Annotated in this window: 24 protein-coding genes; 14 read left to right on the forward strand and 10 right to left on the reverse strand. The window is 32.8% G+C overall.

Features of this window, described 5'->3' with window-relative positions; translation table 11 throughout:
• Positions 1 to 64: 64 nt before the first annotated feature.
• Genes R6X41_RS13200 through R6X41_RS13210 form a run of 3 tightly spaced genes read left to right on the forward strand, consistent with a single transcriptional unit; the run spans position 65 to position 4,164 of the window.
• Entirely contained in the window at positions 65 to 1,780 is a 1,716-nt protein-coding gene (locus R6X41_RS13200) for a purine-cytosine permease family protein (protein ID WP_318500810.1), read from the forward strand.
• Positions 1,781 to 1,785: 5 nt separating this feature from the next.
• The gene (locus R6X41_RS13205; RefSeq protein WP_318500811.1) at positions 1,786 to 3,282 is read left to right on the forward strand and encodes a mannitol dehydrogenase family protein; all 1,497 of its coding nucleotides are present in this window, start codon (positions 1,786 to 1,788) and stop codon (positions 3,280 to 3,282) included.
• Positions 3,283 to 4,164, forward strand: coding sequence for a carbohydrate kinase family protein (locus R6X41_RS13210; RefSeq protein ID WP_318500812.1), 882 nt, complete (start codon positions 3,283 to 3,285; stop codon positions 4,162 to 4,164).
• A gap of 806 nt (positions 4,165 to 4,970) precedes the next feature.
• Here R6X41_RS13210 and R6X41_RS13215 read toward each other — a convergent pair.
• Entirely contained in the window at positions 4,971 to 5,924 is a 954-nt protein-coding gene (locus R6X41_RS13215) for a calcium/sodium antiporter (RefSeq protein WP_318500813.1), read from the reverse strand.
• 418 nt (positions 5,925 to 6,342) lie between these two features.
• Here R6X41_RS13215 and R6X41_RS13220 point away from each other — a divergent pair, with 418 nt between their 5' ends.
• Complete coding sequence (locus tag R6X41_RS13220; RefSeq protein ID WP_318500814.1) at positions 6,343 to 7,143, forward strand: DUF6503 family protein; 801 nt, start codon at positions 6,343 to 6,345, stop codon at positions 7,141 to 7,143.
• 84 nt (positions 7,144 to 7,227) lie between these two features.
• Here the strand turns inward: R6X41_RS13220 and hemG are convergent, their stop codons facing one another.
• Positions 7,228 to 7,791 carry a menaquinone-dependent protoporphyrinogen IX dehydrogenase gene (hemG, locus tag R6X41_RS13225; protein ID WP_318500815.1) on the reverse strand — a complete coding sequence of 188 codons (564 nt, stop codon included), beginning with the start codon at positions 7,789 to 7,791 and terminating at the stop codon, positions 7,228 to 7,230.
• Between the two features lie 778 nt (positions 7,792 to 8,569).
• Between hemG and R6X41_RS13230 the strand changes: the two genes are divergently transcribed.
• From R6X41_RS13230 to R6X41_RS13245, 4 genes are all read left to right on the forward strand, one after another.
• Complete coding sequence (locus R6X41_RS13230) at positions 8,570 to 9,388, forward strand: SDR family oxidoreductase (RefSeq protein ID WP_318500816.1); 819 nt, start codon at positions 8,570 to 8,572, stop codon at positions 9,386 to 9,388.
• 12 nt (positions 9,389 to 9,400) lie between these two features.
• Positions 9,401 to 10,576: a mannonate dehydratase gene (uxuA, locus tag R6X41_RS13235; protein WP_318500817.1), complete on the forward strand. Its 1,176-nt coding sequence runs from the start codon at positions 9,401 to 9,403 to the stop codon at positions 10,574 to 10,576.
• Position 10,577: 1 nt separating this feature from the next.
• Positions 10,578 to 11,993 (forward strand): glucuronate isomerase, encoded by a 1,416-nt coding sequence (gene uxaC / locus R6X41_RS13240; protein WP_318500818.1) that lies wholly within the window; start codon positions 10,578 to 10,580, stop codon positions 11,991 to 11,993.
• 190 nt (positions 11,994 to 12,183) lie between these two features.
• Positions 12,184 to 13,185, forward strand: a complete 1,002-nt coding sequence (locus R6X41_RS13245) for a GntR family transcriptional regulator (RefSeq protein ID WP_318500819.1) — start codon at positions 12,184 to 12,186, stop codon at positions 13,183 to 13,185.
• Positions 13,186 to 13,293: 108 nt separating this feature from the next.
• Here the strand turns inward: R6X41_RS13245 and R6X41_RS13250 are convergent, their stop codons facing one another.
• The 5 genes from R6X41_RS13250 to recF form a co-directional block, all read right to left on the reverse strand.
• Entirely contained in the window at positions 13,294 to 13,623 is a 330-nt protein-coding gene (locus R6X41_RS13250; protein ID WP_318500820.1) for a serine hydrolase domain-containing protein, read from the reverse strand.
• A gap of 2 nt (positions 13,624 to 13,625) precedes the next feature.
• A complete protein-coding gene (locus tag R6X41_RS13255; RefSeq protein WP_318500821.1) occupies positions 13,626 to 13,862 on the reverse strand; it encodes a hypothetical protein in 237 nt (78 codons plus the stop codon).
• Between the two features lie 430 nt (positions 13,863 to 14,292).
• Entirely contained in the window at positions 14,293 to 14,589 is a 297-nt protein-coding gene (locus R6X41_RS13260; protein WP_318500822.1) for a DciA family protein, read from the reverse strand.
• A gap of 2 nt (positions 14,590 to 14,591) precedes the next feature.
• A complete protein-coding gene (locus tag R6X41_RS13265) occupies positions 14,592 to 14,999 on the reverse strand; it encodes a lipocalin family protein (protein ID WP_318500823.1) in 408 nt (135 codons plus the stop codon).
• 10 nt (positions 15,000 to 15,009) lie between these two features.
• Complete coding sequence (gene recF, locus R6X41_RS13270; protein WP_318500824.1) at positions 15,010 to 16,095, reverse strand: DNA replication/repair protein RecF; 1,086 nt, start codon at positions 16,093 to 16,095, stop codon at positions 15,010 to 15,012.
• Between the two features lie 129 nt (positions 16,096 to 16,224).
• On the opposite strand from recF, the gene R6X41_RS13275 reads away from it, so the two are divergent.
• Both R6X41_RS13275 and ribH read left to right on the forward strand, forming a co-directional pair.
• Positions 16,225 to 17,013 carry a tetratricopeptide repeat protein gene (locus R6X41_RS13275; RefSeq protein WP_318500825.1) on the forward strand — a complete coding sequence of 263 codons (789 nt, stop codon included), beginning with the start codon at positions 16,225 to 16,227 and terminating at the stop codon, positions 17,011 to 17,013.
• A 1-nt stretch (position 17,014) separates the two neighbouring features.
• The gene (gene ribH, locus R6X41_RS13280; RefSeq protein WP_318500826.1) at positions 17,015 to 17,500 is read left to right on the forward strand and encodes a 6,7-dimethyl-8-ribityllumazine synthase; all 486 of its coding nucleotides are present in this window, start codon (positions 17,015 to 17,017) and stop codon (positions 17,498 to 17,500) included.
• Between the two features lie 55 nt (positions 17,501 to 17,555).
• On the opposite strand, the gene R6X41_RS13285 is transcribed toward ribH, so the two are convergent.
• Positions 17,556 to 18,947 carry a serine hydrolase domain-containing protein gene (locus tag R6X41_RS13285; RefSeq protein ID WP_318500827.1) on the reverse strand — a complete coding sequence of 464 codons (1,392 nt, stop codon included), beginning with the start codon at positions 18,945 to 18,947 and terminating at the stop codon, positions 17,556 to 17,558.
• Between the two features lie 191 nt (positions 18,948 to 19,138).
• On the opposite strand from R6X41_RS13285, the gene R6X41_RS13290 reads away from it, so the two are divergent.
• From R6X41_RS13290 to R6X41_RS13300, 3 genes are all read left to right on the forward strand, one after another.
• A complete protein-coding gene (locus tag R6X41_RS13290; RefSeq protein ID WP_318500828.1) occupies positions 19,139 to 19,693 on the forward strand; it encodes a YeeE/YedE family protein in 555 nt (184 codons plus the stop codon).
• A gap of 4 nt (positions 19,694 to 19,697) precedes the next feature.
• On the forward strand, positions 19,698 to 20,111 hold the full coding sequence (locus R6X41_RS13295; RefSeq protein WP_318500829.1) for a DUF6691 family protein: 414 nt from the start codon (positions 19,698 to 19,700) through the stop codon (positions 20,109 to 20,111).
• A 62-nt stretch (positions 20,112 to 20,173) separates the two neighbouring features.
• Positions 20,174 to 20,512: a DUF4870 domain-containing protein gene (locus R6X41_RS13300; RefSeq protein ID WP_318500830.1), complete on the forward strand. Its 339-nt coding sequence runs from the start codon at positions 20,174 to 20,176 to the stop codon at positions 20,510 to 20,512.
• A gap of 69 nt (positions 20,513 to 20,581) precedes the next feature.
• Here R6X41_RS13300 and R6X41_RS13305 read toward each other — a convergent pair whose 3' ends face one another.
• Positions 20,582 to 21,715 (reverse strand): histidine decarboxylase, encoded by a 1,134-nt coding sequence (locus R6X41_RS13305; RefSeq protein WP_318500831.1) that lies wholly within the window; start codon positions 21,713 to 21,715, stop codon positions 20,582 to 20,584.
• Between the two features lie 150 nt (positions 21,716 to 21,865).
• Here R6X41_RS13305 and R6X41_RS13310 point away from each other — a divergent pair, with 150 nt between their 5' ends.
• A complete protein-coding gene (locus R6X41_RS13310) occupies positions 21,866 to 22,327 on the forward strand; it encodes an Lrp/AsnC family transcriptional regulator (protein ID WP_318500886.1) in 462 nt (153 codons plus the stop codon).
• Positions 22,328 to 22,378: 51 nt separating this feature from the next.
• Here R6X41_RS13310 and dnaN read toward each other — a convergent pair whose 3' ends face one another.
• Positions 22,379 to 23,497 carry a DNA polymerase III subunit beta gene (gene dnaN / locus R6X41_RS13315; protein WP_318500832.1) on the reverse strand — a complete coding sequence of 373 codons (1,119 nt, stop codon included), beginning with the start codon at positions 23,495 to 23,497 and terminating at the stop codon, positions 22,379 to 22,381.
• Positions 23,498 to 23,516 lie beyond the last annotated feature (19 nt).

Genomic DNA, 23,516 nt, shown 5'->3' on the forward strand with positions numbered 1-23,516 from the left:
TTAAAATTTATTTTTTTTGAGTTTTTTTAATACTATTTACAACAAACAACAAAACTATCTGAATATGAAAACAACCAATAATTTTCAAGAGTTCGAAAACCTAGACGAAGAGCAATTACCAGTGTCTAAACATAAACTGCATGATTGGACTCATTTTGCAGGCTTATATGCTGCCGAACATGTTGCTGCTACCGAATTTGTAATAGGAGCAACCTTTGTCGCTTTGGGTGCAAAAACAAAAGACATCCTTTTAGGGTTATTAATAGGAAATATTCTTGCTGTTTTAAGTTGGACCTTTATTACTTCTCCAATTGCAGTCGACACCAGATTGAGTTTATATACGTATTTAAATAAAATTGCTGGAGATTCAATGACGAAGCTCTATAATTGGGCTAACGTAATCATTTTTACTGTAATATCTGCAGCTATGATTACCGTTTCGGCTACAGCTGTTCGTTTTGCTTTTAATATTCCTGCGCAACTGGATTGGTACCCAACTAACCTTTGGTTTGTATTCATCGTATTATGTGTGGGTTTGGTAGTCGTTTCTATTGCCATATATGGTTTTAAAGCTGTTTCCGAATTTTCTGGAATTTGTGCGCCGTGGTTATTTGTTATGTTTATTAGTGGTGCCTTTGTGCTTCTACCAGCATTATCTATTGTAGAATTGGGCGAAACGATGCCTAGCAGTTGGAGTGATTTTGTAACGTTAGGAAATCATTCTATTTGGACAGGGATTAATAGTGATGGTGAGCCAGGAATAGGGCTAGTAGAAGTTATTGGTTTTGCCTGGGCTGCGAATACCATTACGCATTTTGGTTTGATAGATATGGCTTTATTGCGTTTTGCGAAAAAGAAATCTTACGGATTAACAACTAGTACGGGGATGATGTTTGGACATTATGTAGCATGGATTTCTGCTGGAATTATGGGTGCCGGTGCTGCTGTTATAATCGGGAAACCTATTGTAGCGCTTGATCCAGGAGATGTTGCGTATTATGCATTGGGTTGGTCGGGATTTGTAATTGTAATTGTTGCGGGTTGGACTACAGCTATTACTAATTTATATAGAGCAGGATTAGCTGCACAGGCCATTTTTAAAAGTCATTCACGAAAAAAAACAACTATTGTTGTAGGAATTGTGACTATGATTGTTGCATGTTTTCCTTTTGTTTTTGGTCAAATTTTACCCTTATTAACGTACGCTGGATTGTTAGTTGTACCAGTGGGTGCTATTGTATTTGCAGAACATCAAATATTTCCTAGAATTGGATTCACGAGGTATTGGTCGCATTATAAAAATCTGACATTTAGCACGCCTGCCATAGTATCTTGGGGATTAGGATTGGTATTTGGGTTCGGTTTAAACTTGCTTAATGTGATGTCTTTCTTTTATCTATTCATACCTACTTGGATTTTTACTATTATCGTTTATACATTAATAGCATCTAGATATGGCGCTAAAGAATCATATCCAGTAGAAGAGTTAAAAGAGAAAATACGTAGTGAAAATATTGTAAAGTATCAAGATGAAAAAGCGAAGCAAGAAACAGATCATATAAAAGATTCTTCTGTGTTTTCAAAAGTATTAACAGCTGTATCTATGATTGCCTTAATAATAACCTTAATCCTTGCGACTATTGTATTATTTGGTAGTGCTAATGAAAGTGTGTACTTTGAAAATCGTGAAATATTTTATCGCTATGCATTTGTATGTACCGTTACCTATTTTGTTACTGCATATTGGAAATTAAAAAGAGTAAAAAATCTAAACAAATAAAAATCGTGGAAAATTTAATTAAACTTAATCAGAAGAATTTGGCAGAAATCGCCAAAAAAATATCTTGTCCAACTTACGATCGATCTAAAGTTAAAGCAGGTATTGTACATGTGGGTATAGGTGGTTTTCATAGAGCACATGAAGCGTTTTATACAGATCAATTATTACACGATTCCAATGTTACAGATTGGGGTATTTGTGGTGTGGCATTACTAGATTTCGATACTAAAATATATAATACTTTAAAGGAACAAGATGGTTTATACACCCTTGTTGTAAAAGAGTTAGATGGTACGTTAACTAAGCGTGTTATTGGTTCTATAGTCGAGTGTTTGTATGCGCCGGAAAACCCAATGCAGGTTATTGATAAAATGGCGAATCCAGATATTAAAATTATTACGTTAACAATTACCGAAGGCGGATATAATTATAATGAAGCGACAGATGCATTCGATTTCGATAATCCTCAAATTCAATATGATATAGAGCATCCAAACGCTCCAAAAACCATATTCGGATACCTTACTCAGGCGTTAAAACGTCGTAAAGAAAGTGATTTAGCGGTTACTATACAGTCTTGCGATAATATTAAAGGAAACGGAGATTTAGCAAAACGCATGTTGTTAAGTTATGTTGAGAAAGCCGAACCAGACTTAATGTCTTGGATAGAAGCTAATGTGTCTTTTCCGAATAGTATGGTAGATCGTATTACGCCTGCAACATCTCCAATAGATATTTCAAATTTAAATGGGTCTACAGGAATCAATGATGCTTGGCCAGTAGTTTGTGAACCATTTCACCAATGGGTTATCGAAGACGAATTTAAAGCAGGAAGACCCGCTTGGGAAACTGTTGGTGCGCAATTTGTTGAAGATGTAGATCCTTACGAAAAAATGAAATTAACACTCTTAAATGCTGGACATACTGTGTTAGGGATTTTAGGTGCATTAAGAGGTTATGCTACAATTGATGAAGCCGTTTATAATCCTGAAATTAGTGCGTTTTTAAGATTGTATATGGATCTGGAAGTTACACCTACGTTATCCGATCTAGAAGGTGTAGATTTAGATAAATATAAAGAGACGTTACTTAATCGTTTTGGAAATATTTATATGAAAGATCAAATAGATCGTATCTGTTCAGAGAGTTCTGCAAAATTTCCAATATTTGTTTTGCCAACTGTAAACTCTCAATTGGAAAGTCAAGGCTCTGTAGAATTTGCTGCTTTTGTAGTTGCTGCTTGGGCTATTTATAGTTTAGGGAAAGACGAACAAGGACACGATCTTATTATAAAAGATGCCATGGCAAGTGCTTTAGCTAAACAAGCGGTATTGGCTAAAGACGTTCCTGCTAAATTTTTAGAATTAGAATCTGTTTTCGGAAAACTTAAAAATTCTAAAACCTTTGTAAATGCATATACTAAAGCGTATAAAGCAATTTCTGAAAACGGTATAGAGCACAGTGTGATTGCATGGAATAATTCGGATTTAAAAATTAGTTAAATGAAAAATATAGTTTGTTTTGGCGAGGTATTATGGGATGTGTTTCCAACGCATAAAAAAATTGGTGGTGCACCTCTAAATGTCGCTTTAAGATTACAGTCTTTCGGAAATAATGTGTCTATAATTACCAGAATTGGTGATGATGCTAAAGGCTCTGAAATATTAGAATTTATCAAAACGAATCATGTGAATGCCACTAATGTTCAAGTTGATGATAAATTCGAAACAGGAGAAGTAGATGTTATTCTAAATGAAAAAGGATCTGCATCTTATACCATTAATTTAAATCGAGCTTGGGATAATATTCAGATAACCGAAAGTGCAAACGAACTCACTAAACATGCCGATGCCTTTGTTTTTGGGACTTTGGTAGCTAGAGATCAAACGTCACGACACACATTGTATGAGCTTTTGAAAGTGGCTAAATATAAAATTCTAGACATAAATTTAAGAGCTCCGCATTATACCGCTGAAGTTTTGAATTACTTAATGCAAGCAGCCGATTTTATTAAATTTAACGATGATGAAATTTTTGAAATCGCTAAATCTTTAGGATTTGAATCGCAGTCTCTAGAGGATAATATTTTGTATATCTCAGAACAAACACACACGAAATCTATTTGTGTCACTATCGGATCTCGAGGTGCAATTTATTATCACGAGAATACGTTTTACCATAACAAGGGCTATAAAGTTAGAGTGGCAGATACGGTTGGTGCTGGCGATTCTTTCTTAGCATCCTTAATTAATAAACTGCTTAAAGGTACTTCACCACAAGACGCTATAGATTTTGCGTGTGCAGTTGGTGCTTTGGTCGCAAGTCATGAAGGTGCTAATCCAAAGCTTGATGAATCCGATATACTAGCGTTTATAAATTCTTAAACGGAATTAATTATTGATATTAAAAAAGCCTCAAGTTTATATTTGAGGCTTTTTTGAGTTTTAATTGAATCTGCTTTTTCTCACGTGTAAAAACAGAACTGCATTATTTTTTATGATATAAAACTTCAATTCCCATTAATGGAATAGACATTTCTGCATTCGGTTTTTTATAATATTTATGTTTTAAGGTCAATAGCGTCTTAAATGATTAGTCTCTTTTTTTTTTTTAAGATTTACCGCTGCAGACTTTATGGAATCACTTGTGCTGAGGGAGGTACTTTTTCTGTATAAGCTGAATTTTGTTTTTTATGTTGGCCTATCGAAAATTTATCGTAAAATTTAAACCTGCCCGCCTGCTGGTAGGCAGGTTTGAGCTAAACGAATGTTTCTATATTGTTGATTTTTAGTAGCGAGTTCTTTAAATTTAGATGCTGAACGAAAAATCTAGATAAAAGTTCGTAAGCCTAGATTTTTTTGGCTTGGTTTATCCAGAGCCAAGTCGAAGGGTCTTTTTATCAATGAAAAAATAACATATAATAATGTTTAGTACACGATTGTTTTAAGGTGTTTAATTCCATTCAGAATTATTATAATTACTCCGTATTTTATATGCGTTATCTACATCTAAAGTGTTTCGAAACTTGGGGGTTGAAATTGTGGCGTTTCTCTACTTTTCTATACGTTTTAAGAATTTCAAAATCCACATAAATACTGTTTTTAGGAAATTCAATTTCAAAACCCTTTAATATATTTAGAGTTATTAAAAAGTAGTGCGTTTCATAGTCAAATATAATATGTAACCAATATTAGATTTCCTTAGTAACCAAATAGGTTGTGTAAATCAAATAAAAACTTAGCAGAATAAATGCTTCCCATCTGTCAAGTTTTTTTCGTTTTCCGGTAAACATTGCAATTATTAAAAATACGGTTCCGCCAATTAAGATAAACAGATCTTGGTTGAAATTTGAATTGTATTTTATGGGATTTACAAACGAACTAATCGCAAGAATTAACAGTATGTTAAAAATGTTTGAACCAATTACATTTCCAATTGCGATATCGCTATTCTTCTTTAAGGCAGCAACTATAGATGTTACTAATTCAGGTAATGATGTACCAGCAGCGATTATAGTTAATCCAATTATTTTTTGGCTAACACCTAACTCGGTCGCAATATCTATACTATTATCAACTACTAATTTTCCGCCAATTATTAGTCCAGAAATACCAAAGATTACTAATCCCCAAATTTTATAATTCGATTTGTTTTCAAAGGCAATCACCTCTGTTTTTTCTTGCTTTAATTGGTTAAATACATAATATAAAAAACAAAGAAAAGATACGAGTAAAATGATTCCGTCAAGTCTAGAAATTTCAAGATTTTGATTAGTAAAAAAATTGTTAGCGAGAACGAATAACAATATCGCACCAATAAGAGAAATAGGGATTTCTCTCCAGGCGGTCGATGATTGCACTGTAATTGGATAAATTAAACCTGCTATCCCAAGTATTATAAACAAGTTAAAATTATTACTTCCAATTATATTTCCAAAAACGATATCTGAAAGGCCATTAAATGATGCTACAGAATTAACAACTAATTCGGGTGCAGAGGTACCAAAAGCAACTATGGTTAATCCAATTACTAAGTCAGAAATATTGTGCTTTTTCGCTAATGATGATGCACCATCAACAAGCCAATTCGCTCCAAAAATCAAGCAAGTAAATCCTACTATTATTAAAATTGAAGATATTATCATGGTTTAATGTCGCTGTTATTTAAGTCTACACTGTATCGTTAACTCATTTGTTCTGAGATGATTTCAAGGAATAACAGTGTGTCCTTAACTTGTGTTTTAATGTATCTAATGTAATTATTCCGTTTTATATTAAGCTTCCTAATATTTAAAACTTTTAAACAAAAGTAGTTACGTGATCAAGCATGACATAAGAGTTCTGTAATAGCTAAAAAGTCCACAAAAAGTCTTGGAGCATTAAATTGGATCTCAATTAAAAATCCTCAGGAAAATAGACGTTAGCGGCGGTGAGTAGAATTCTGTATGCTTAAATTTGTTACTTTTTTTTCTCAGTGAACTAAAAGTGATTTTTTATAAAAAATAATGAAAGGTATTCGTATTAAAAACGATTAAACTTGGAGTATACTATAAAAACATATTGATGCACACTCTAAAATTAGTTTTATTCATTTTTACCGTAGGATTATTTACATCTTGTAATACTAAAGAAAAGAAGATTGAACCTCAGGAAATAGAAGAAGTAGTGACGTTTTCTGAAGAACCTATGTCGTTATCAAAATCTGAAAACATCTTAAACGAAGCGATTATAGCACATGGTGGAGATTTGTATAAATCGGCTCATTATTCATTCGTTTTTAGGGGAAACACCTATCAATTTAAAAACAATGATTCTAATTACGAATACACAAAAACGTACAAAAAAGGAGATTCGCTAATAATAGATGTTTTAAAAAATGGTGATTTTTCTAGAACGTATAACAATCAACCCATCGCATTGTCAGATAAATCAATTGCAAGCGGAACAGGATCAATAAATTCTGTAATCTATTTTTCTACGCTTCCATTTAAATTAAACGACAAAGCAGTTAATTCTAAACTTATAGAAAATATAAATATTAAAGGTGAAGATTACGCTGTTATTGAAGTTACATTTAATAAAGATGGAGGAGGAGAAGACCATGACGATGAGTACTATTATTGGGTAAATACCAAAACTAAAAAGATAGATTATTTAGCCTATAACTATAGCGTAAATGATGGCGGCGTTCGGTTTAGAGTCGCTTATAATAAAAGAGTAGTAGGCGGTATTACGTTTCAAGATTATACAAATTATGAAGCTAATGTAGGTACGCCTCTAAAAAATTTACCAGTGCTTTTTGAAGCTGATAAATTACAAGAACTTTCAAAAATAAAGACTGAAAACGTTATTAATCTGGATTAGAATCCCAAGTGTTTAAAAAAAAATAAATGTAAGTGTAGGTAATTTTAAAGCTTCCAAAAATGGTTAATCCAATTTAACTTTAAATCATTTTTTAATTCTATTTTTAGATTCAGAATTTTTAAAACTTTCGCTTATCCTTAATCCAAAATCAGACACTCTATTCCAATCTGTAAATTCAATAGGATAGTCAGATTTTGTTGGACCATCGGTTAATCTCATAATTAGTTTTATCATTATCCGGTCTATTAAGGAACAAGATTTATAATCTAACTTACCTGCAAACACGTCTAAAAAATCTGGTTTCCAATTTGTCTTTTTTAAGAATTTAATTAGATAAGGATTGGTCTCTGGCTGATTTTTTGTGTCTTTTCTTGCTATAAGGTTAACAGAGAAAAAGGCAGTTTTTATGTTTCTAAGACTTACCTTGTTGTGGTTTATAAAAGCATGTACATTTTCGTTGTGTTTACCATAGCGAATGCTAGCCCCAATAATTAGGATGTGAAATTCTGATAGGTTTCCATGAAAATTATCAATAGCACTTAGTTCCGTTTGTATGCGTTGTTCCTGGAAATAGGTTCTAAGTGTCTCACAAATCTTTAGCGTTTGGCCATCTACAGAAGAATACAATATTCCAATCTTTTTCTGCATAACATTAGTTGTTTTAATACGTTTTATGTCGTTTTTACAATGTATTTATTATCCTTCTTTTTCGGTGTATTAATATAGCTTTTTATAAGTTGATTTATGCGTTATATATTCTAATTAATGTGGGTTATTCTTCTTTAAATTATGGACTCTAGAGTACCGTTTTTATATGCAATTTCACTAATTATCATAAGTTTCTATTAGTAAAATACCAGTTGTTCTTGTAACTAATCCATCCCGTATATTTTATGTTTTTTTACAGTTTTATTATACGATTGTTGAGTCGTTTATTATATGATAATAGTCAGTAAACCTATAACAATCTATGTGTTAATAGAGATATAATTCAACTTTAAAAATAATTATTCTCTTAAAAATCAAGATTTAAAACTTCACACAAATGCATAATAAATCGTGTCTCAAAAAGGCAGTCTATACGGTGTGCTCTATATTTAGTTACATTATCGATTAAGAATAAAGAAGTGAGATTTTGTAATAGGTTTGAGCGTATTTGTTTAGCTTTTAGTTTAATACGGTTGAAGGTACTGTGTCTGAAGTTTCCCGGTCTTTAGTAATTATATTCGGTATTATCTATCTCCTTTTAAGGTTATAGGAGCAAGAAAATATTTAGAATAAATTATTGGAAACTAATAATTGTCAGTGATCATGTGAAAAATAATAAGTACATTTACACAATACAGCACAGTACAGGACGGTTTGCTTTTGAAACTGATTTATTTTAGAATGTGTAAGTTGAAATTAATTAAAAGTATTAAGAGATATGAAGAATTTATTTGATGTAAAAAACAAGGTCATAATCATTACTGGAGGCGGTGGCGTTTTAGGTGGTCAGATGGCAGAATACCTATTGCAAAATGAAGCTACAGTTGTTATTTTAGATTATAAACAAGATATTATAGATGCCGCCTTAACACGTCTTAAAACAGATGCGAATACGGTTGCAGGTTATGTGTGTAATGTTTTAGACGAAGACAGTTTAAAGGAAGCATGTGCTAATATTATCTCAGAATTTAAAACTATTGATGTCCTTATTAATGCCGCTGGTGGAAACATGCCAGGTGCAACTATAGGTGAGGATCAAACAATTTTCGATGTTAAAATAGACGATTTTAAAAAGGTAGTCGACTTAAATCTTTTTGGAAGTGTTTTACCTTCTCTTGTGTTCGGTAAAGAAATGGCGAATAACAAACAAGGAACTATTATTAATATTTCATCTATGACGGCTCAAAGTGCAATTACTCGTGTGGTTGGATATTCGGCTTCAAAAGCAGCGATAGATAATTTTACAAAATGGTTGTCTGTAGAATTGGCTTTAAAATATGGCGACGGATTGCGTGTTAATGCAATTGCTCCAGGCTTTTTTATCGGAAATCAGAACAGAGATTTATTAATTAATAAAGAAGACGGGTCGTATACAGATCGTGGGAATACCATTATTAAAAATACACCTATGAAACGTTTTGGTGAAGCAGAAGAATTAAATGGTTCAATTCATTTTTTATGTTCGGAAGCATCAAAATTTATAACTGGAATTGTCGTACCAATCGATGGTGGATTTAGTGCATTTAGTGGCGTATAAAAATTAGATAATATGGAACAAACATGGAGATGGTACGGACCAAAAGATCCGGTAGCCTTATCAGATATAAAACAAGCAGGTGCAACAGGTATTGTATCAGCATTACACCATATTCCTAACGGAGAAATATGGACTATTGAAGACATTAAAACACGAAAAGAGACTATAGAAAATGTAGGATTGACTTGGAGTGTTGTAGAAAGTATTCCTGTGCACGAAAATATTAAAACGCGCTCTGGAGATTTTCAGAAATACATAGATAATTACAAACTAAGTATAGAAAATTTAGCGGCCTGCGGTGTTCATATCGTATGCTATAATTTTATGCCAGTTTTAGATTGGACACGTACCGATTTAAGTTATGAAGTTGCAGACGGATCTAAAGCATTACGTTTTGATGCCACTGCTTTTGCAGCGTTCGAACTACATTTGTTACAACGTCCAGGAGCAGAGTCTACGTATTCTGAAACAGAAAAAGTAGCAGCTAAAAATTATTTTAAAGCGATGACCGAGGCAGATAAAACCCAGCTTGTAAATAATATTATAGCAGGTTTGCCAGGCGCAGAAGAAGGTTATTCGTTAGAGCAATTTCAAACGGTTTTAGATACATATGCAAATGTAGATGCCGATATATTAAAACAAAATTTAGTAGCGTTCTTAAACGAAATTATTCCAGTAGCATCTCAAAACGAGGTGTTAATGTGTATTCATCCAGACGACCCACCATTTCCGATTTTAGGATTGCCACGTGTTGTAAGTACGGAGGCAGATTACGCGTATTTGTTTGAACAAGTACCAAACAGATCAAACGGAATTACATTTTGTACAGGTTCTTTAGGTGTGATAGCATCTAATGATTTGGTCCAGATTTTTAATCGCTTTGCAGATCGTGTTCACTTTATACATTTAAGAAGTACGCAACGGGACGAAGTAGGGAATTTCCATGAAGCGAATCATTTAGAAGGCAATGTGCCGATGTACGATGTTGTAAAAGCTATTGTTTTAGAAGAACGTAAGCGTAAAGCCGATGGGAAAAAAGATTGGAATATGCCAATGCGCCCCGATCATGGTCACCAAATGTTAGACGATTTGCATAAGAAAACGAATCCAGGATATTCCGGAATTGGTCGATTAAGAGGGCTAGCAGAATTAAGAGGATTAGAATTAGGAATCTCAAAAAGCATATAAAATGAAGTCCATAGATTCTGAACAGTTTATTAAAGATAATTTCTTGTTGAATTCTGAAACAGCAGAGATTTTATATCATAAGTATGCGAAAGATATGCCGATAATAGATTACCATAATCATCTGTCGGCGAAGCAAATTGCAGAAAATAAACCCGTTGCAAATATTACAGATGCCTGGTTACAAGGCGACCATTATAAATGGCGTGGTATGCGTGCAAATGGTATAGAAGAAGCGTTTATTACGGGATCAACGTCGAAAGAAGAGAAGTTTAAAAAATGGGCAGAAACAGTGCCTTATACTTTAAGAAACCCTTTGTTTCATTGGACACAATTAGAGCTGAAACGCTACTTTAATATCGATTTAATATTACAACCAAGTACTGCTGAAACCATTTATAAGCAGGCAAATACTATATTAGAAGATAAAACACCAGCTCAGCTTTTAGAACACATGAAGGTTGAGGTGGTGTGTACCACAGACGATCCTACAGACGATTTATCGGATCATAAAAAGATAGCTGAAAGTAACTTTTTCACGAAAGTATATCCAACTTTTCGTTCGGATGAATTATTTTTTATTGGCGAATCTAAATACACGAATTATCTCGAAAAGTTAAGTGCTAGTGTTCATTTTGAAATCACGACTTTATCAGAATTGCAAAAAGCGATAGATTTAAGAATTGAGTATTTCCATGAAAACGGCTGTCGTCTTTCAGATTTTGGAGTAGGAGGGCCGTTTGTTATTGAGTCTTATACTGAAGACGAAGTGGCCAACATTTTTAATAAAAAAAGGAATGGAGAGACACTTACAACTTTAGAAATAAATAAATATAGATCGTGTATATTGATTTATTTAGCCGAAAAATATTTTGATAAAAACTGGGTGCAACAATATCATTTAGGCCCAATTCGGAATAATAACGACCGTTTGCAAGCGTTGTTAGGTGCAGATGCTGGTTGTGACTCTATTGGAGATTACAGTATGGTAGATGGTATGTCTAAGTTTTTTAATAAGCTAGACTCCAAAAATAAATTAGCAAAAACGATTACTTATAATTTGAACCCATCGCAAAACGAAGTGTTTGCGACCATGATGGGAAATTTTAACGGTTCCGGTATTCCAGGCAAAATGCAATGGGGATCTGGATGGTGGTTTTTAGACCAAAAAGATGGTATGGAAAAGCAACTAAATACATTGTCGAATATGGGGTTATTAAGTAGGTTTGTAGGTATGTTAACCGATAGCCGTAGCTTCTTATCGTTTCCAAGACACGAGTATTTTAGACGTATTTTATGCGATTTAATTGCAACAGATGTGAACAACGGGTTGCTTCCGACTGATTTGAATTTTTTAGGAGATATGATTCAAAATATCTGTTATCACAATGCTGTAAACTATTTTAATTTCAAAGAGTAACGGATTTCATATTATTGCAAACAGAATTCTTTTCATATAAATTGAAGATGTTGCCTTGGTGATTTATCTGTTTTCTAAAACACAATATATTTTAGAATGACCAAAGAAAAACTTTGGTTTAGTTCCCATAATGAATATTTTTTTAGTTGTAATAATTAATAAAAAGCCTTTTAAAAACGCACATTAATTTATGTTAGACAATAGAATTGTTTTAAGAAATTTAAATGATAATGATCTTCCAAAGTATAAGAGGATCTTCAATATATTTAAAGAATCTATTGAAACAAATGCGCTTAAAACAGGTGATGATATACCTTCTATAAATGAATTTAGCAAGACTTATAAGTTTTCTAGGGATACCGTTTATAAGGCATATTCTTTATTAAAAACGCAAGGTTTTATAAAATCAACTCCAAATAAAGGCTTCAATATTATAGACAGTCGTGTAAAAGTACTTTTGCTAATAAGTACGTTTAAAGCTTATAAAGAAGTGTTGTATCACGCCTTTATGGAAAATTTACCTAAAAATGTCATAGTCGATTTACAGTTTCATCACTATAATGCTAGGAATTTTAAATCGATGTTAGATTTAGACCATGGTAACTATTACAAATATATTGTCATGGGTTTCGAGCACCCAGAAGTAGAAGAGGCACTATCTCATATAGATGATGATAAATTACTCCTTATAGATTGGAAAATGAATTCGAGCAGTCATCGGAATTATGTCTTTCAGGATTTTGGTCAAGCGTTTTATAACTGTTTAAAGGACGCATCGCACTTATTTAAAAAATACAAAGCTATCCATTTTGTGTATCCTGAATATTCTTATCACCCTTGGGAAACGGTAGAATCATTTGAGAAATTTTGCGAAGATTACGGATTTAAGTTTAGTGTTATAAAGAACTCTAAAGCATTTGTGGTGCAAAAACATATCGCTTATATTTCTATAAATGATAGAATTCTATATGATTTTCTAAACCAATGCCGTCTTTCAGATTTAGAAGTGGGAGAGGATGTGGGCATATTATCGTACAACGAAACACCTTTAAAAAAATTGACTTATAAAAGTATTTCTACAGTGTCTATAGATTTCGCAGAGTTAGGTTTAAAAGCAGCCCAGTTTGTAACTTCGAATAAAGCCATGCAAACCTATATGCCAACAAAATTGATTATTAGAGAATCGTTGTAAAGTTAGGTTTTTTAGAACGCAACTAAATCTATGTTTGTTTTCGTATGCTTTGGACTTCGGTCTAAACGTTCAATTTGCTGTCCCAAAGCTATTTCCCTTTCGGTGTTTTTAAAATATGTTTGTTCTTTGATTTGCTTCTGCAATATCGCCTGCGTTAGATAAAAGGATGTTTAGAAACTTGATCATATCTGCCGTGTTCGATTTTAGTAAACCTGCAGGAGCGACCAAAGTATTCCAGTTAAAAAACTTCTGAGCAACACCATTAGAATCAGATCCTGTCACTTTATTTTCGACATTAAAATCTGTGGTTAAGGTTTGTTCCATGTTTGCAGGAACAAGAATGTTCTCGGTAATAATAGTGTTAAAACCTTTATTATAAACAGTCTCAAGTATAAGTCCCAGTAAAATAAAGTTAATATTGGAATATCTGTACATCATAATCAAGTAAGGTTGTATTTAAGAGCATGTATAGTCTCTTCGTCAATATCTAAAGGCTGCTTTGGGTTTAGAGCGATGAGTTTTTGTATGTCAAGATCGGGTAAGCCAGATGGATGTGAACCAAGATCCGAAATTTTAATTTTTCCCGCAATGTCTTTAGAGAGTATATAATCCTCTGGTAAATAATCGTCGATAAAAGCGTCAATTTCTATTAGTTTTGAGTGAATAGCTTGTGCCATTTAATGGGCAGTGAAAAGTTTGGTAACAGACCCGATTTCGTAAATAGTTTGGTTGATTACAGCCACAGTACTTTCTCGACCGATGCTTCCATAATTGAAAAAAAAGATGGTGCACCGATCTATAAATCCGATGCTTATCCCAAAGTTTGGTTGGTTTATTATAAGACGAGAAACCGGTAAGCTTGTTACCAGAAATTGTTTTATGTCGTTCTGCCTTTTGTGTTTAGCAACCAAATAGATCGCGGAATGTAAATAAAATTATGTTTTGGTTAGTGTTAAGTACTCCTTAGGTGTGAAGAAAAAGGAGTGTTAAATTTGCCTATAAAAAGAGTGTTGTTCATGCAACTACAATCGTTTTTATCTGAATATAGTATGTATGTGTCAGATTGTTTTTTTTATGTTTACAAATTAAAAACATTCAACAATTAGTTTATCTTAAAATTAATTTTTTTACTAAGTCCTTACCTAGTTCTTCGTTAAGCATTTTTATTATTTTTTCTTTCCCGTAGCTTAATTCTTCACGTAATACACTAGAACTTAGTTGTACATAAAGAGTGTCTCGCTCTAGACTAATAGATGTGGTGTAGTTATTAACGCCGTTTCCCATAAGTGAAACCCATGCATCTCGAACATTTACTTTGTCTAAACCACGTTCTAATTTATTGGTTTCTACAAATTCTTTTAAGACGTCAGAGATGCTTAAATTTTCGTTGTTTCGTTTAGCCATGATTATAAATTTAGTGGAATATATCGTTTATAAATATATACGTTTTTATGCTGATTTACGACTTTTAACTGGTCGGTATTTAATTCTAATATGGTTTCTTTCCAATCCGAAAAAGGGGTGTGGTACTCTATTTTTAAACTGTCGTTTTCAACAATAATTTTAATCTGCTCTTTAGTTGTTACAGGTGTGTAATTATTATCGGCATCCGTTTTCATTTTTTGCCTGTAACCTGTAAGACTATCATTCACTTTAATTAAATCTACAGTTTCATTTATTCTAAAAACGTGAGATGTGCCATCGGGAAGAATAACTTTTTCTATTTCCCAATAGCCATTTAAATCCGAAATTTCTGGCGCTTGGGTGCAACTACTTAAAATGATAAAACTAAAAATAGCAATAAGATGTTTCATAAGACTGGTTTTATGCTCCAATATTAAAAATTTGGTAGGTTTGATGTACTTGTTTAATCGCATTTTCGGTACGATCGGCGTGGGTGTCGCTAATGAATAATTGACCAAAATTAGAGTCGTCTACTAATTTAATGATTTGTCCAACACGTTGTTCATCTAATTTGTCAAAAATATCATCTAATAGTAAAATAGGATTTACGCCACTTTGTGCTTTTATAAAATCGAACTGTGCTAACTTTAAAGCGATTAAAAATGATTTTTGTTGTCCTTGGCTTCCAAATTTTTTAATAGGGTGTCCATCAATTTCAAATAATAAATCGTCTTTATGTATCCCTGTAGTGGTATATTGTACGGCTCTATCTTTAGCTAAGTTTTGCTCTAAAAGCTGTTTTAAATCACCATCAAATAAATCACTTTTATAATTTAATTCTACAGGTTCTTGGTTATTACTAATCACTTTATGACGTGATTTAAAAATTGGAATAAACGTATCTAAAAATGATTTTCGTTTTTCAAAAATTGTTGTTCCTAAAACATTTAATTGGTCATTATAAACCTCTAAAGTGTCCCTGTTAAAGGTATGATTTATGGCAAAATATTTTAATAACGCATTACGTTGCGATACGGTTTTGTTGTAATTAATCAAGTCGTTTAAATAGGTTTTGTCACTTTGTGAAATCACACTATCTAAAAATTTTCGACGTGTTTCACTCCCTTCAATAATTAAATCACGATCGGCAGGCGAGATAATTACAAGCGGAATAAACCCAATATGATCACTAAATTTCTCGTAAGCTTTCGCGTTGCGTTTAATCACTTTTTTTTGTCCGCTTTTTAAACTCACCACAATTTTTTCTAAACGTTCATGTTTTTCAAAATCGCCATGAACCACAAAAAAGTCTTCATTATGTCTAATATTTTGCGATGCAATTGGATTGAAATAGCTTTTTCCGAAGGATAAATGATAAATTGCGTCTAAAATGTTAGTTTTTCCTACTCCATTTTGTCCAACAAAACAATTAATTTTGTCGTCGAACTCAAAAGATTCACTTTCAAAATTTTTGTAATTAATTAGAGATAAGGATTTTAGGATCATAAAAAGAATAATATGAGTTTATTTGAAAGCACTGTTTAGAAAGTCTCGCAAATTATTGAAAAATAACAAATAAATAACCTTTTATTTCTGCAGAAATATTTTATTTTTGCGCCGAATAATATAGAATATATGGCAACTTATAAAAAGAGAGGTTACAAACCTACTGAAAAACCAGAAACGGACATCGATAATGAAAATTTAGGGAATGTTGAAGAGAACTCAACAACAGCTGAAGTTTTTAATACGTTAGACGAAACCGCTTCTAAAACAGAAGACTGGGTGGCTAGTAATCAAAAATATATCTTTATTATTATAGGTGTCGTTGCGGCTCTTGTTTTAGGGTATCTAGGTTATAACGAATTTGTAGCTCAACCTAAAGAGAACGAAGCGATGAACGATATGTCTCAAGCTAAAATTTATTTTAACGAAGCTGTAAATGGGACTGAGAAAGATTCTCTTTATACTTTAGCTTTAAACGGTGGAGAAGGTAAATATGGTATGTTAGATATCATTGAAAATTATAGCGGAACTCCTGCAGCTAATTTGGCTGAGTATTATGCTGGAATGGCTTACTTGAATTTAAAAGATTATAAAAAATCAATAGAGTATTTAAGTGATTTTTCTAGTGAAGACGAAGTGTTATCACCTTTAGCTAAAGGCGCAATTGGAGATGCATTTGTACAGTTAAATCAATTAGATGATGCTTTAGATTTTTACAGACAAGCAGCAGATCTTCGTAGCAACGAATTCACTACACCAATGTATTTAAACAAAGCAGGATTAATTTCTTTAGAATTAGGGAAAGCTAATGATGCTTTAGGTTACTTTGAATTAATTAAAAAAGAGTATCCAACATCTACTGAAGCATTAACTGTAGATGTGTTTATTGGTAAAGCTGAAGTTTTAGCAAATAAATAAGATGGCAACAGCTAACAATAATTTATCAGAATACGATAAAACATCAATCCCAGACGCGAGTAATTATCGGTTTGGGATTGTTGTTTCAGAATGGAACGATACCATTACCGAAGGCCTTTATAAAGGTGCCTACAATACATTACTTGAAAATGGAGTAGAAGAAAGCAACATTAAGCGTTGGAATGTTCCTGGAAGTTTTGAATTGATTTACGGATGTAAAAAAATGCAAGAACAAATGGTAGATGCTGTAATTGCTATCGGAAGTGTTATTCAAGGTGAAACGAAACATTTCGATTTTGTTTGCGAAGGTGTTACTCAGGGAATAAAGGATTTAAATATCGTTAACGATGTTCCTGTTATTTTTTGTGTACTAACCGATAATAACATCCAACAGTCTATAGATCGTTCTGGAGGAATTCATGGCAATAAAGGTACAGAAGCAGCAGTAGCAGCTATTAAAATGGCCGAATTACGTAACAACTCTTAGGATTAGATAATCCAGTTTAAAATATTTAAAACTCTCAACTTAGGTTGGGAGTTTTTTAGTTTATAGCAGCAAGGATTTCCGATAAGAAAGTGTTGTAACTAAACTTAGGGTCTTCAACCAATCCAAATCTAACAATTACGACATCTTTAGAGGGAATAATACTTACTTGCTGACCTTGGTAACCATTGCAAGAAAACAGGTCTTTAGGAACGTCTGGATAACGTCCGCCAGCATTTAACCAAAATTGTGCTCCATATACGCCATCGGAAGAATATACTGGTTCTCCATCTTTATAAACCATTTCATTTTTACCGGAAGTATTAGTTGGTGTTTTTGTGTAATCTACCCAATCTTCAGTTAAGATTTTTTCGCCATTCCAATTTCCGTTATGCAAGTATAACAATCCAAATTTACTCCAATCTCTTGCCGTAGCCCAACCGTAAGACGAAGCCACAAAATGCCCTTTTAAATCGGTTTCTATCGTCATGGAATGCATTCCTATTTTATCAATTAATTCGGCATACCAAAAGTCTAAATACTCTTGTTCTGTTTTAAATTGATTTCTGATGAATCCAGAGATTAAATTTGTGGTTCCAGAAGAATAATTCCAACTGGTATTGGGTGTGCTTTCAAGTTGTTTTTCTCTTGGTATTTTAGGCATGTCTTCCTTTAAAAATAGCATTTTTGTAACATCGGATATGATTTCGTAATTTTCTTCCCAAGCCAAACCGCTATTCATTTGTAGTAGATTGTTTAAGGTTATATTTGCTCGCTCGTCGTTTTCCCACTCAGTAAATAAGTGCGACTGGTTTTTATTTACACGACCTTGTTTTTCTAAAATGCCAACAATAGCATTAGTGATGCTTTTTGTCATAGACCATCCTAAAATCTTGGTGTCTTTATTAAAATCTTCAGCATATTTTTCGGCTATAATTTGGTCTTTATAAACTACCAAAACGGCTCTGGTGCGCTTCAGTTTTTCATCTTCAACATCAAATGCATTTGCGACTGCTTCATTTAAAACAGTATAATCTATATTAGAAAAAACGGTATCTTTTTGTGGTAATTCGCCATAAGGAAATGGCATGTTTTTAGGTGTTGTATTTCGATTGGGTTTTACTATTAAAGCGGAATGGTCTGAGTCTTCCGGTATTAAAATGCAGCCTAAACCTTCCTTGTATACAGCTGTTCTTGCTTTTAATCCGAATACTGTCGAGGTTACAGATTTGTTTTCAAAATCGATGGTGTTTGTGGCTAAATTGATAGGAGAAAAATCGTTGTCCTGGGCTTCAACAGTTGCTAATGTTCTATCTGCAATAAAGGTGCATGAACATACACTTTTTGAAGCAAAACCAGTAATGAAATTTAATTTCGGATAATTTGTAAAGATGCCATATGCTAATCCTATTACCAGTAAAAGACCGATTATTTTTAAAATTCTTTTCATGTGAATCAATTTTAATACAAGTTAACAATTTATAGGAATTATAGGTTTTTAACTGCTTTAGAAATGCATAGTAATAATTAGCGAAAATATAAAGGTGTAACTTTTGTTACATTCGAAACCTTATCTTCTCCTATATTTGCCACCTCGTAGCGATATATTGTACGTAGCATTTTAATCAATAAAAAATATATATGGATTTTATTTTACAGCCATGGCATTGGTTTATTTCGGGATTTTTAATTGCACTTTTTATGCTAGTGCTTTTGCTTTTAGGAAAAGGTTTTGGTATGTCGTCCAATCTTCGTGCATTTTGTAGCATTTGTGGAGGTGGTAAATACAGTTCATTTTTTAATTACAATTGGAAAAAAGACAGCTGGAACTTATTTATAGTTGTAGGAGCAATGTTAGGAGGTTATGTAGCATCTCATTATTTATCTTCTGCACCGATGCCAGATATTAGTAAACATACAAAATTAGCACTTCAGAGATTAAATATTTCTAGTGTTAATGGTTATTTGCCAACAGAATTATTTTCGTTGGAAGCCTTATCTGATGTAAAAACCTGGTTGATTTTAGTTTCCGGAGGACTTTTAATTGGATTTGGAGCGCGATATGCTGGAGGTTGTACTTCTGGACATGCAATTTCAGGTTTAAGTAATTTGCAAATACCATCGTTAATTGCTGTCATAGGCTTCTTTATTGGAGGTTTATTTATGGTTCATGTATTATTCCCTTTTATATTTTAAGAAGATGAAAAAAGTATTATATATCCTATTAGGATTAGTTTTTGGAGTTGTTATGTATAAATCTGAAGCCGCATCTTGGTTTCGTATTTACGAGATGTTTAGATTCGAATCATTTCACATGTATGGTATAATCGGTACGGCTTTAGTATTCGGAATTATATTTGTTCAACTTATTAAGCGTTTCAATATTAAGACGTTTAGCGGAGAACCTATTATTATTGCCGATAAGGAAAAGTCCGTATCTAGATATTTAATTGGAGGAATTATTTTCGGGTTAGGTTGGGCTTTAGCTGGCGCCTGTCCAGGTCCAATTTTTGTATTGGTTGGAGCAGGTTATATTCCTATAATTGTCGTCTTAGTTTCTGCTGTTTTAGGAACATTTATTTATGGACTTGTAAAAGATAAACTACCTCATTAAGATACGTTTGTAACAAAAGGAGTTGTCTTTCGTCTTATAAGTATCAATCAAATCAAAAAATCATGAGAGAAGATAAACAACTTTTAATTCTTGCACATTTAAGTCAGTTAGCAACCCTAGCATTAGGGTTCGGAAGTCTATTAATTCCGTTAGTATTATGGATTACACAAAAAGATAAAGTGATTGGAATGGATACGGAAGGAAAGAAGATTTTAAACTTTCAAATTAGTTTAGTAATATACTGGATTATCTGTATTCCGTTAATTCTGTTCTTCGGATTAGGACTTTTAGGTTTTCTAGTTTTAGCGATAGTAAGTGTACTTTTCCCTATAATAAATGCGATTAAAGTCAGCAATGGAGAATCGCCAACTTATCCTTTATCTTTCAATTTTATTAGTTAAGAATTTAAAAGATAAAAACGAAAAACGCCCACGTGAGTGGGCGTTTTTTATGCTTATATGTTTCTTAAATTATGCAAGTATAGCTTCTGCTTCTACAGGTATTTCGTGTAATTCCGTTTTTAAGTCTGCTAAAAAAGTATCAATCTGACTAAAAGTTACTCCTGGAATACAAATAATATGAGCGATATCTTCTTGAGAAGCTAACTGATATTTTTTACAAATACGATCGCTAGGTGTTGGGAAAATAACGGTTAAACCTTCGTTGTTTCTCCATGCTTTAATGCCTAGTAAATTTAGTTTATGTTCGGTGTAAGCCGCAACTTCTTGACATGCTTTAACACGGTTTCTTAAACCTTGGTGATCATGTTTCTTTATAAAATCCCAAATAAATAAAGGGGTTAATCCGTTTCGAGATCCTGTAATGGTAGTATCCATTGTACCAACATAAGATACTGAGTTTGCGATACGATCTCTGTGTTTACGTTTTACTAAAACAGCACCACAAGGAATTGGGCTTCCAATAAATTTATGTCCAGAAATTGAAATACTATCTATGCCTTCAGCAAAATCGAATTTTGGTTTTGCATCGATGTATGGTGCAATAGTTCCTAAAAAAGCAGCATCGCAATGAATGTAATAATCTTTAATGGCGTACTTTTTTATGATGCGTTTTATTTCGGTAATTTTATCTACAGCTTCGGTCATGGTGGTTCCGATATTCAAAAAGAAAATAGCTGGTTTATCACGACGGTACGATATGGTTTGTTCTAAATCTTCATAATCCATTTCACCATTCTCCTGAGAACGAATCACGATATTTGGAATATTTAATAAGTGTAAATTCTTTTTCACACTATAATGTGTGCTTTCACTATAATATACCATCGCATTAGGGAAACTTTCTCTAGCGACATATAAACCGTACAAATTACCTTCTGTACCTCCGTTAGTAATATAACCCCAAACGTCCTTGTCGTTGCTTGAAAGCATCTCTGCAAAGAATGAAATACACTTACGCTCGATATCTTTTGTGTCTATAGCAAATGTTGAAGGGCTTTCTGGGTCGCCAACATTATTAATACAGATATCTAGGAAAGGTGCATAGTCGCTATATGAAAAATCTTTAGCAACTGGATAGCCTAAAAAAGATTCTGAATGTGCTTTAATTCTATCGTAAACTGCTTTTATTTCGGGTGTGTTCATGTCTTAAATATTTCTTCAGCAAAGATACTATTTAATTAATTTGTTTTATATAATGTGTAATTATTGGAAAATTATACTTTTAATATGTATTTTTGTAGAATTTATTGCTTTTGAAGATTGCAATGTGTTAAACTTTTAGAAATTCTTACCATAATGAAATTAGATGCCATAGATTATATGCTTATTGAAGCTGTTCAAAAAGACAGTAAACAGTCCATAAAACAACTTGCCGAAGGTGTGAATTTATCCATAACACCAGTACACGAACGTATAAAAAAGTTAGAAGCCTCTGGAATTATAAATGGATATACCGCGATTATAGATTATAGTAAATTGGGAAAAACCTTAGTCGTATATTGCCAGGTAACATTAACGACGCATCAAGATGAACCGTTCCGTAATTTTGAAGCTTATGTAAATACGCTAGACGATGTTATTGAAGCTAATTATATTGCAGGAACTTACGATGTACTACTGAAAATTTTACTGAAGGATATGAATGAATATCAGGAGTTTATTTTGAAACGATTTTCTAAAATGACTATAGTCTCTCACATTCAAAGTTCGTTCGTGATTAAGAACATAAAGGATGGAAAAAATAAAGTCATGTAAATTCTAGGAATCTACATGACTTACTTGGAAGGGATTTAATTAAATAATGTATTAACTGTTTAGCATAACAGGCATAACAAGCATAGTTACTTGCTCACCTTCGTCTAAGCCATCTATAGGGGTTAAAATTCCAGCACGATTTGGCAAACTCATTTCAAGTTGTACATCGTCCGAATTTAAGTTGTTAAGCATTTCTGTTAAAAAACGTGAGTTGAATCCGATTTGCATATCGTCTCCTTGATAATCACAAGTTAAACGCTCTTCAGCTTTATTACTGTAATCTAAATCTTCAGCAGAAATATTTAATTCTGCACCTGCAATTTTTAATCTGATTTGGTGAGTAGTTTTATTCGAGAAAATACTAACACGTTTTACAGAGCTTAAAAACTGATTTCTAGCAATAGTAAGTTTGTTAGGATTTTCTTTAGGAATTACGGCTTCGTAATTAGGATATTTCCCATCAATTAAACGACAAATTAATTCTACATTATCAAACGTAAATTTTGCATTCGAATCGTTATATTCAACAATAACTTCGTCTTCACTTCCTGCTAAAATTCCTTTTAATAAGTTTAAAGGTTTTTTAGGCATAATGAATTCAGCAACTTCAGAAGCGGATACATCTTCACGTGTGTATTTTACTAATTTATGAGCATCGGTAGCAACAAATGTTAAACCTTCTGTAGAGAATTGAAAAAACACACCACTCATTACTGGGCGTAAATCGTCGTTTCCTGCTGCAAAAATAGTTTTGCTAATTGCTGTTGCTAAAATGTCGCCAACAATAGTTGTTGTGCTTGGTTTATCTAAAGATACAGCTTTAGGGAACTCATTTCCGTTGGCGTATGCAAGTGCATATTTACCGTGATTAGAACTGATCTCAATCGTATTATTTTCTTCAATAATAAACGTCAGTGGTTGTTCTGGAAATGTTTTTAAAGTATCTAAAAGTAATCGTGCAGGAATAGCTACATTACCTTCACTATCGCTTTCTACTTCTAACGTTGCAGACATTGTTGTTTCTAAATCGCTGGCCGAAACAGTAAGTTTAGAGCTGCTTAATTCAAAAAGAAAATTATCTAAAATAGGTAAAGTGTTCGAACTATTAATTACGCCTCCTAGAACTTGTAATTGCTTTAATAAATAGGTGCTTGATACTATAAACTTCATCTGTATCTTATAAGATTAT

Origin of the sequence: Formosa sejongensis, assembly GCF_033447105.1 — a bacterium.
Classification (GTDB): Bacteria; Bacteroidota; Bacteroidia; order Flavobacteriales; family Flavobacteriaceae; genus Formosa.

Excerpts from the sequence above, each read along its gene's own strand:
- R6X41_RS13200 (WP_318500810.1), top strand. The coding sequence starts at position 65 with ATGAAAACAACCAATAATTTTCAAGAGTTCGAAAACCTAGACGAAGAG.
- R6X41_RS13210 (WP_318500812.1), top strand. The coding sequence starts at position 3,283 with ATGAAAAATATAGTTTGTTTTGGCGAGGTATTATGGGATGTGTTTCCA.
- R6X41_RS13215 (WP_318500813.1), bottom strand. The coding sequence starts at position 5,924 with ATGATAATATCTTCAATTTTAATAATAGTAGGATTTACTTGCTTGATT.
- R6X41_RS13220 (WP_318500814.1), top strand. The coding sequence starts at position 6,343 with ATGCACACTCTAAAATTAGTTTTATTCATTTTTACCGTAGGATTATTT.
- hemG (WP_318500815.1), bottom strand. The coding sequence starts at position 7,791 with ATGCAGAAAAAGATTGGAATATTGTATTCTTCTGTAGATGGCCAAACG.
- R6X41_RS13230 (WP_318500816.1), top strand. The coding sequence starts at position 8,570 with ATGAAGAATTTATTTGATGTAAAAAACAAGGTCATAATCATTACTGGA.
- uxuA (WP_318500817.1), top strand. The coding sequence starts at position 9,401 with ATGGAACAAACATGGAGATGGTACGGACCAAAAGATCCGGTAGCCTTA.
- uxaC (WP_318500818.1), top strand. The coding sequence starts at position 10,578 with ATGAAGTCCATAGATTCTGAACAGTTTATTAAAGATAATTTCTTGTTG.
- R6X41_RS13245 (WP_318500819.1), top strand. The coding sequence starts at position 12,184 with ATGTTAGACAATAGAATTGTTTTAAGAAATTTAAATGATAATGATCTT.
- R6X41_RS13250 (WP_318500820.1), bottom strand. The coding sequence starts at position 13,623 with ATGATGTACAGATATTCCAATATTAACTTTATTTTACTGGGACTTATA.
- R6X41_RS13255 (WP_318500821.1), bottom strand. The coding sequence starts at position 13,862 with ATGGCACAAGCTATTCACTCAAAACTAATAGAAATTGACGCTTTTATC.
- R6X41_RS13260 (WP_318500822.1), bottom strand. The coding sequence starts at position 14,589 with ATGGCTAAACGAAACAACGAAAATTTAAGCATCTCTGACGTCTTAAAA.
- R6X41_RS13265 (WP_318500823.1), bottom strand. The coding sequence starts at position 14,999 with ATGAAACATCTTATTGCTATTTTTAGTTTTATCATTTTAAGTAGTTGC.
- recF (WP_318500824.1), bottom strand. The coding sequence starts at position 16,095 with ATGATCCTAAAATCCTTATCTCTAATTAATTACAAAAATTTTGAAAGT.
- R6X41_RS13275 (WP_318500825.1), top strand. The coding sequence starts at position 16,225 with ATGGCAACTTATAAAAAGAGAGGTTACAAACCTACTGAAAAACCAGAA.
- ribH (WP_318500826.1), top strand. The coding sequence starts at position 17,015 with ATGGCAACAGCTAACAATAATTTATCAGAATACGATAAAACATCAATC.
- R6X41_RS13285 (WP_318500827.1), bottom strand. The coding sequence starts at position 18,947 with ATGAAAAGAATTTTAAAAATAATCGGTCTTTTACTGGTAATAGGATTA.
- R6X41_RS13290 (WP_318500828.1), top strand. The coding sequence starts at position 19,139 with ATGGATTTTATTTTACAGCCATGGCATTGGTTTATTTCGGGATTTTTA.
- R6X41_RS13295 (WP_318500829.1), top strand. The coding sequence starts at position 19,698 with ATGAAAAAAGTATTATATATCCTATTAGGATTAGTTTTTGGAGTTGTT.
- R6X41_RS13300 (WP_318500830.1), top strand. The coding sequence starts at position 20,174 with ATGAGAGAAGATAAACAACTTTTAATTCTTGCACATTTAAGTCAGTTA.
- R6X41_RS13305 (WP_318500831.1), bottom strand. The coding sequence starts at position 21,715 with ATGAACACACCCGAAATAAAAGCAGTTTACGATAGAATTAAAGCACAT.
- dnaN (WP_318500832.1), bottom strand. The coding sequence starts at position 23,497 with ATGAAGTTTATAGTATCAAGCACCTATTTATTAAAGCAATTACAAGTT.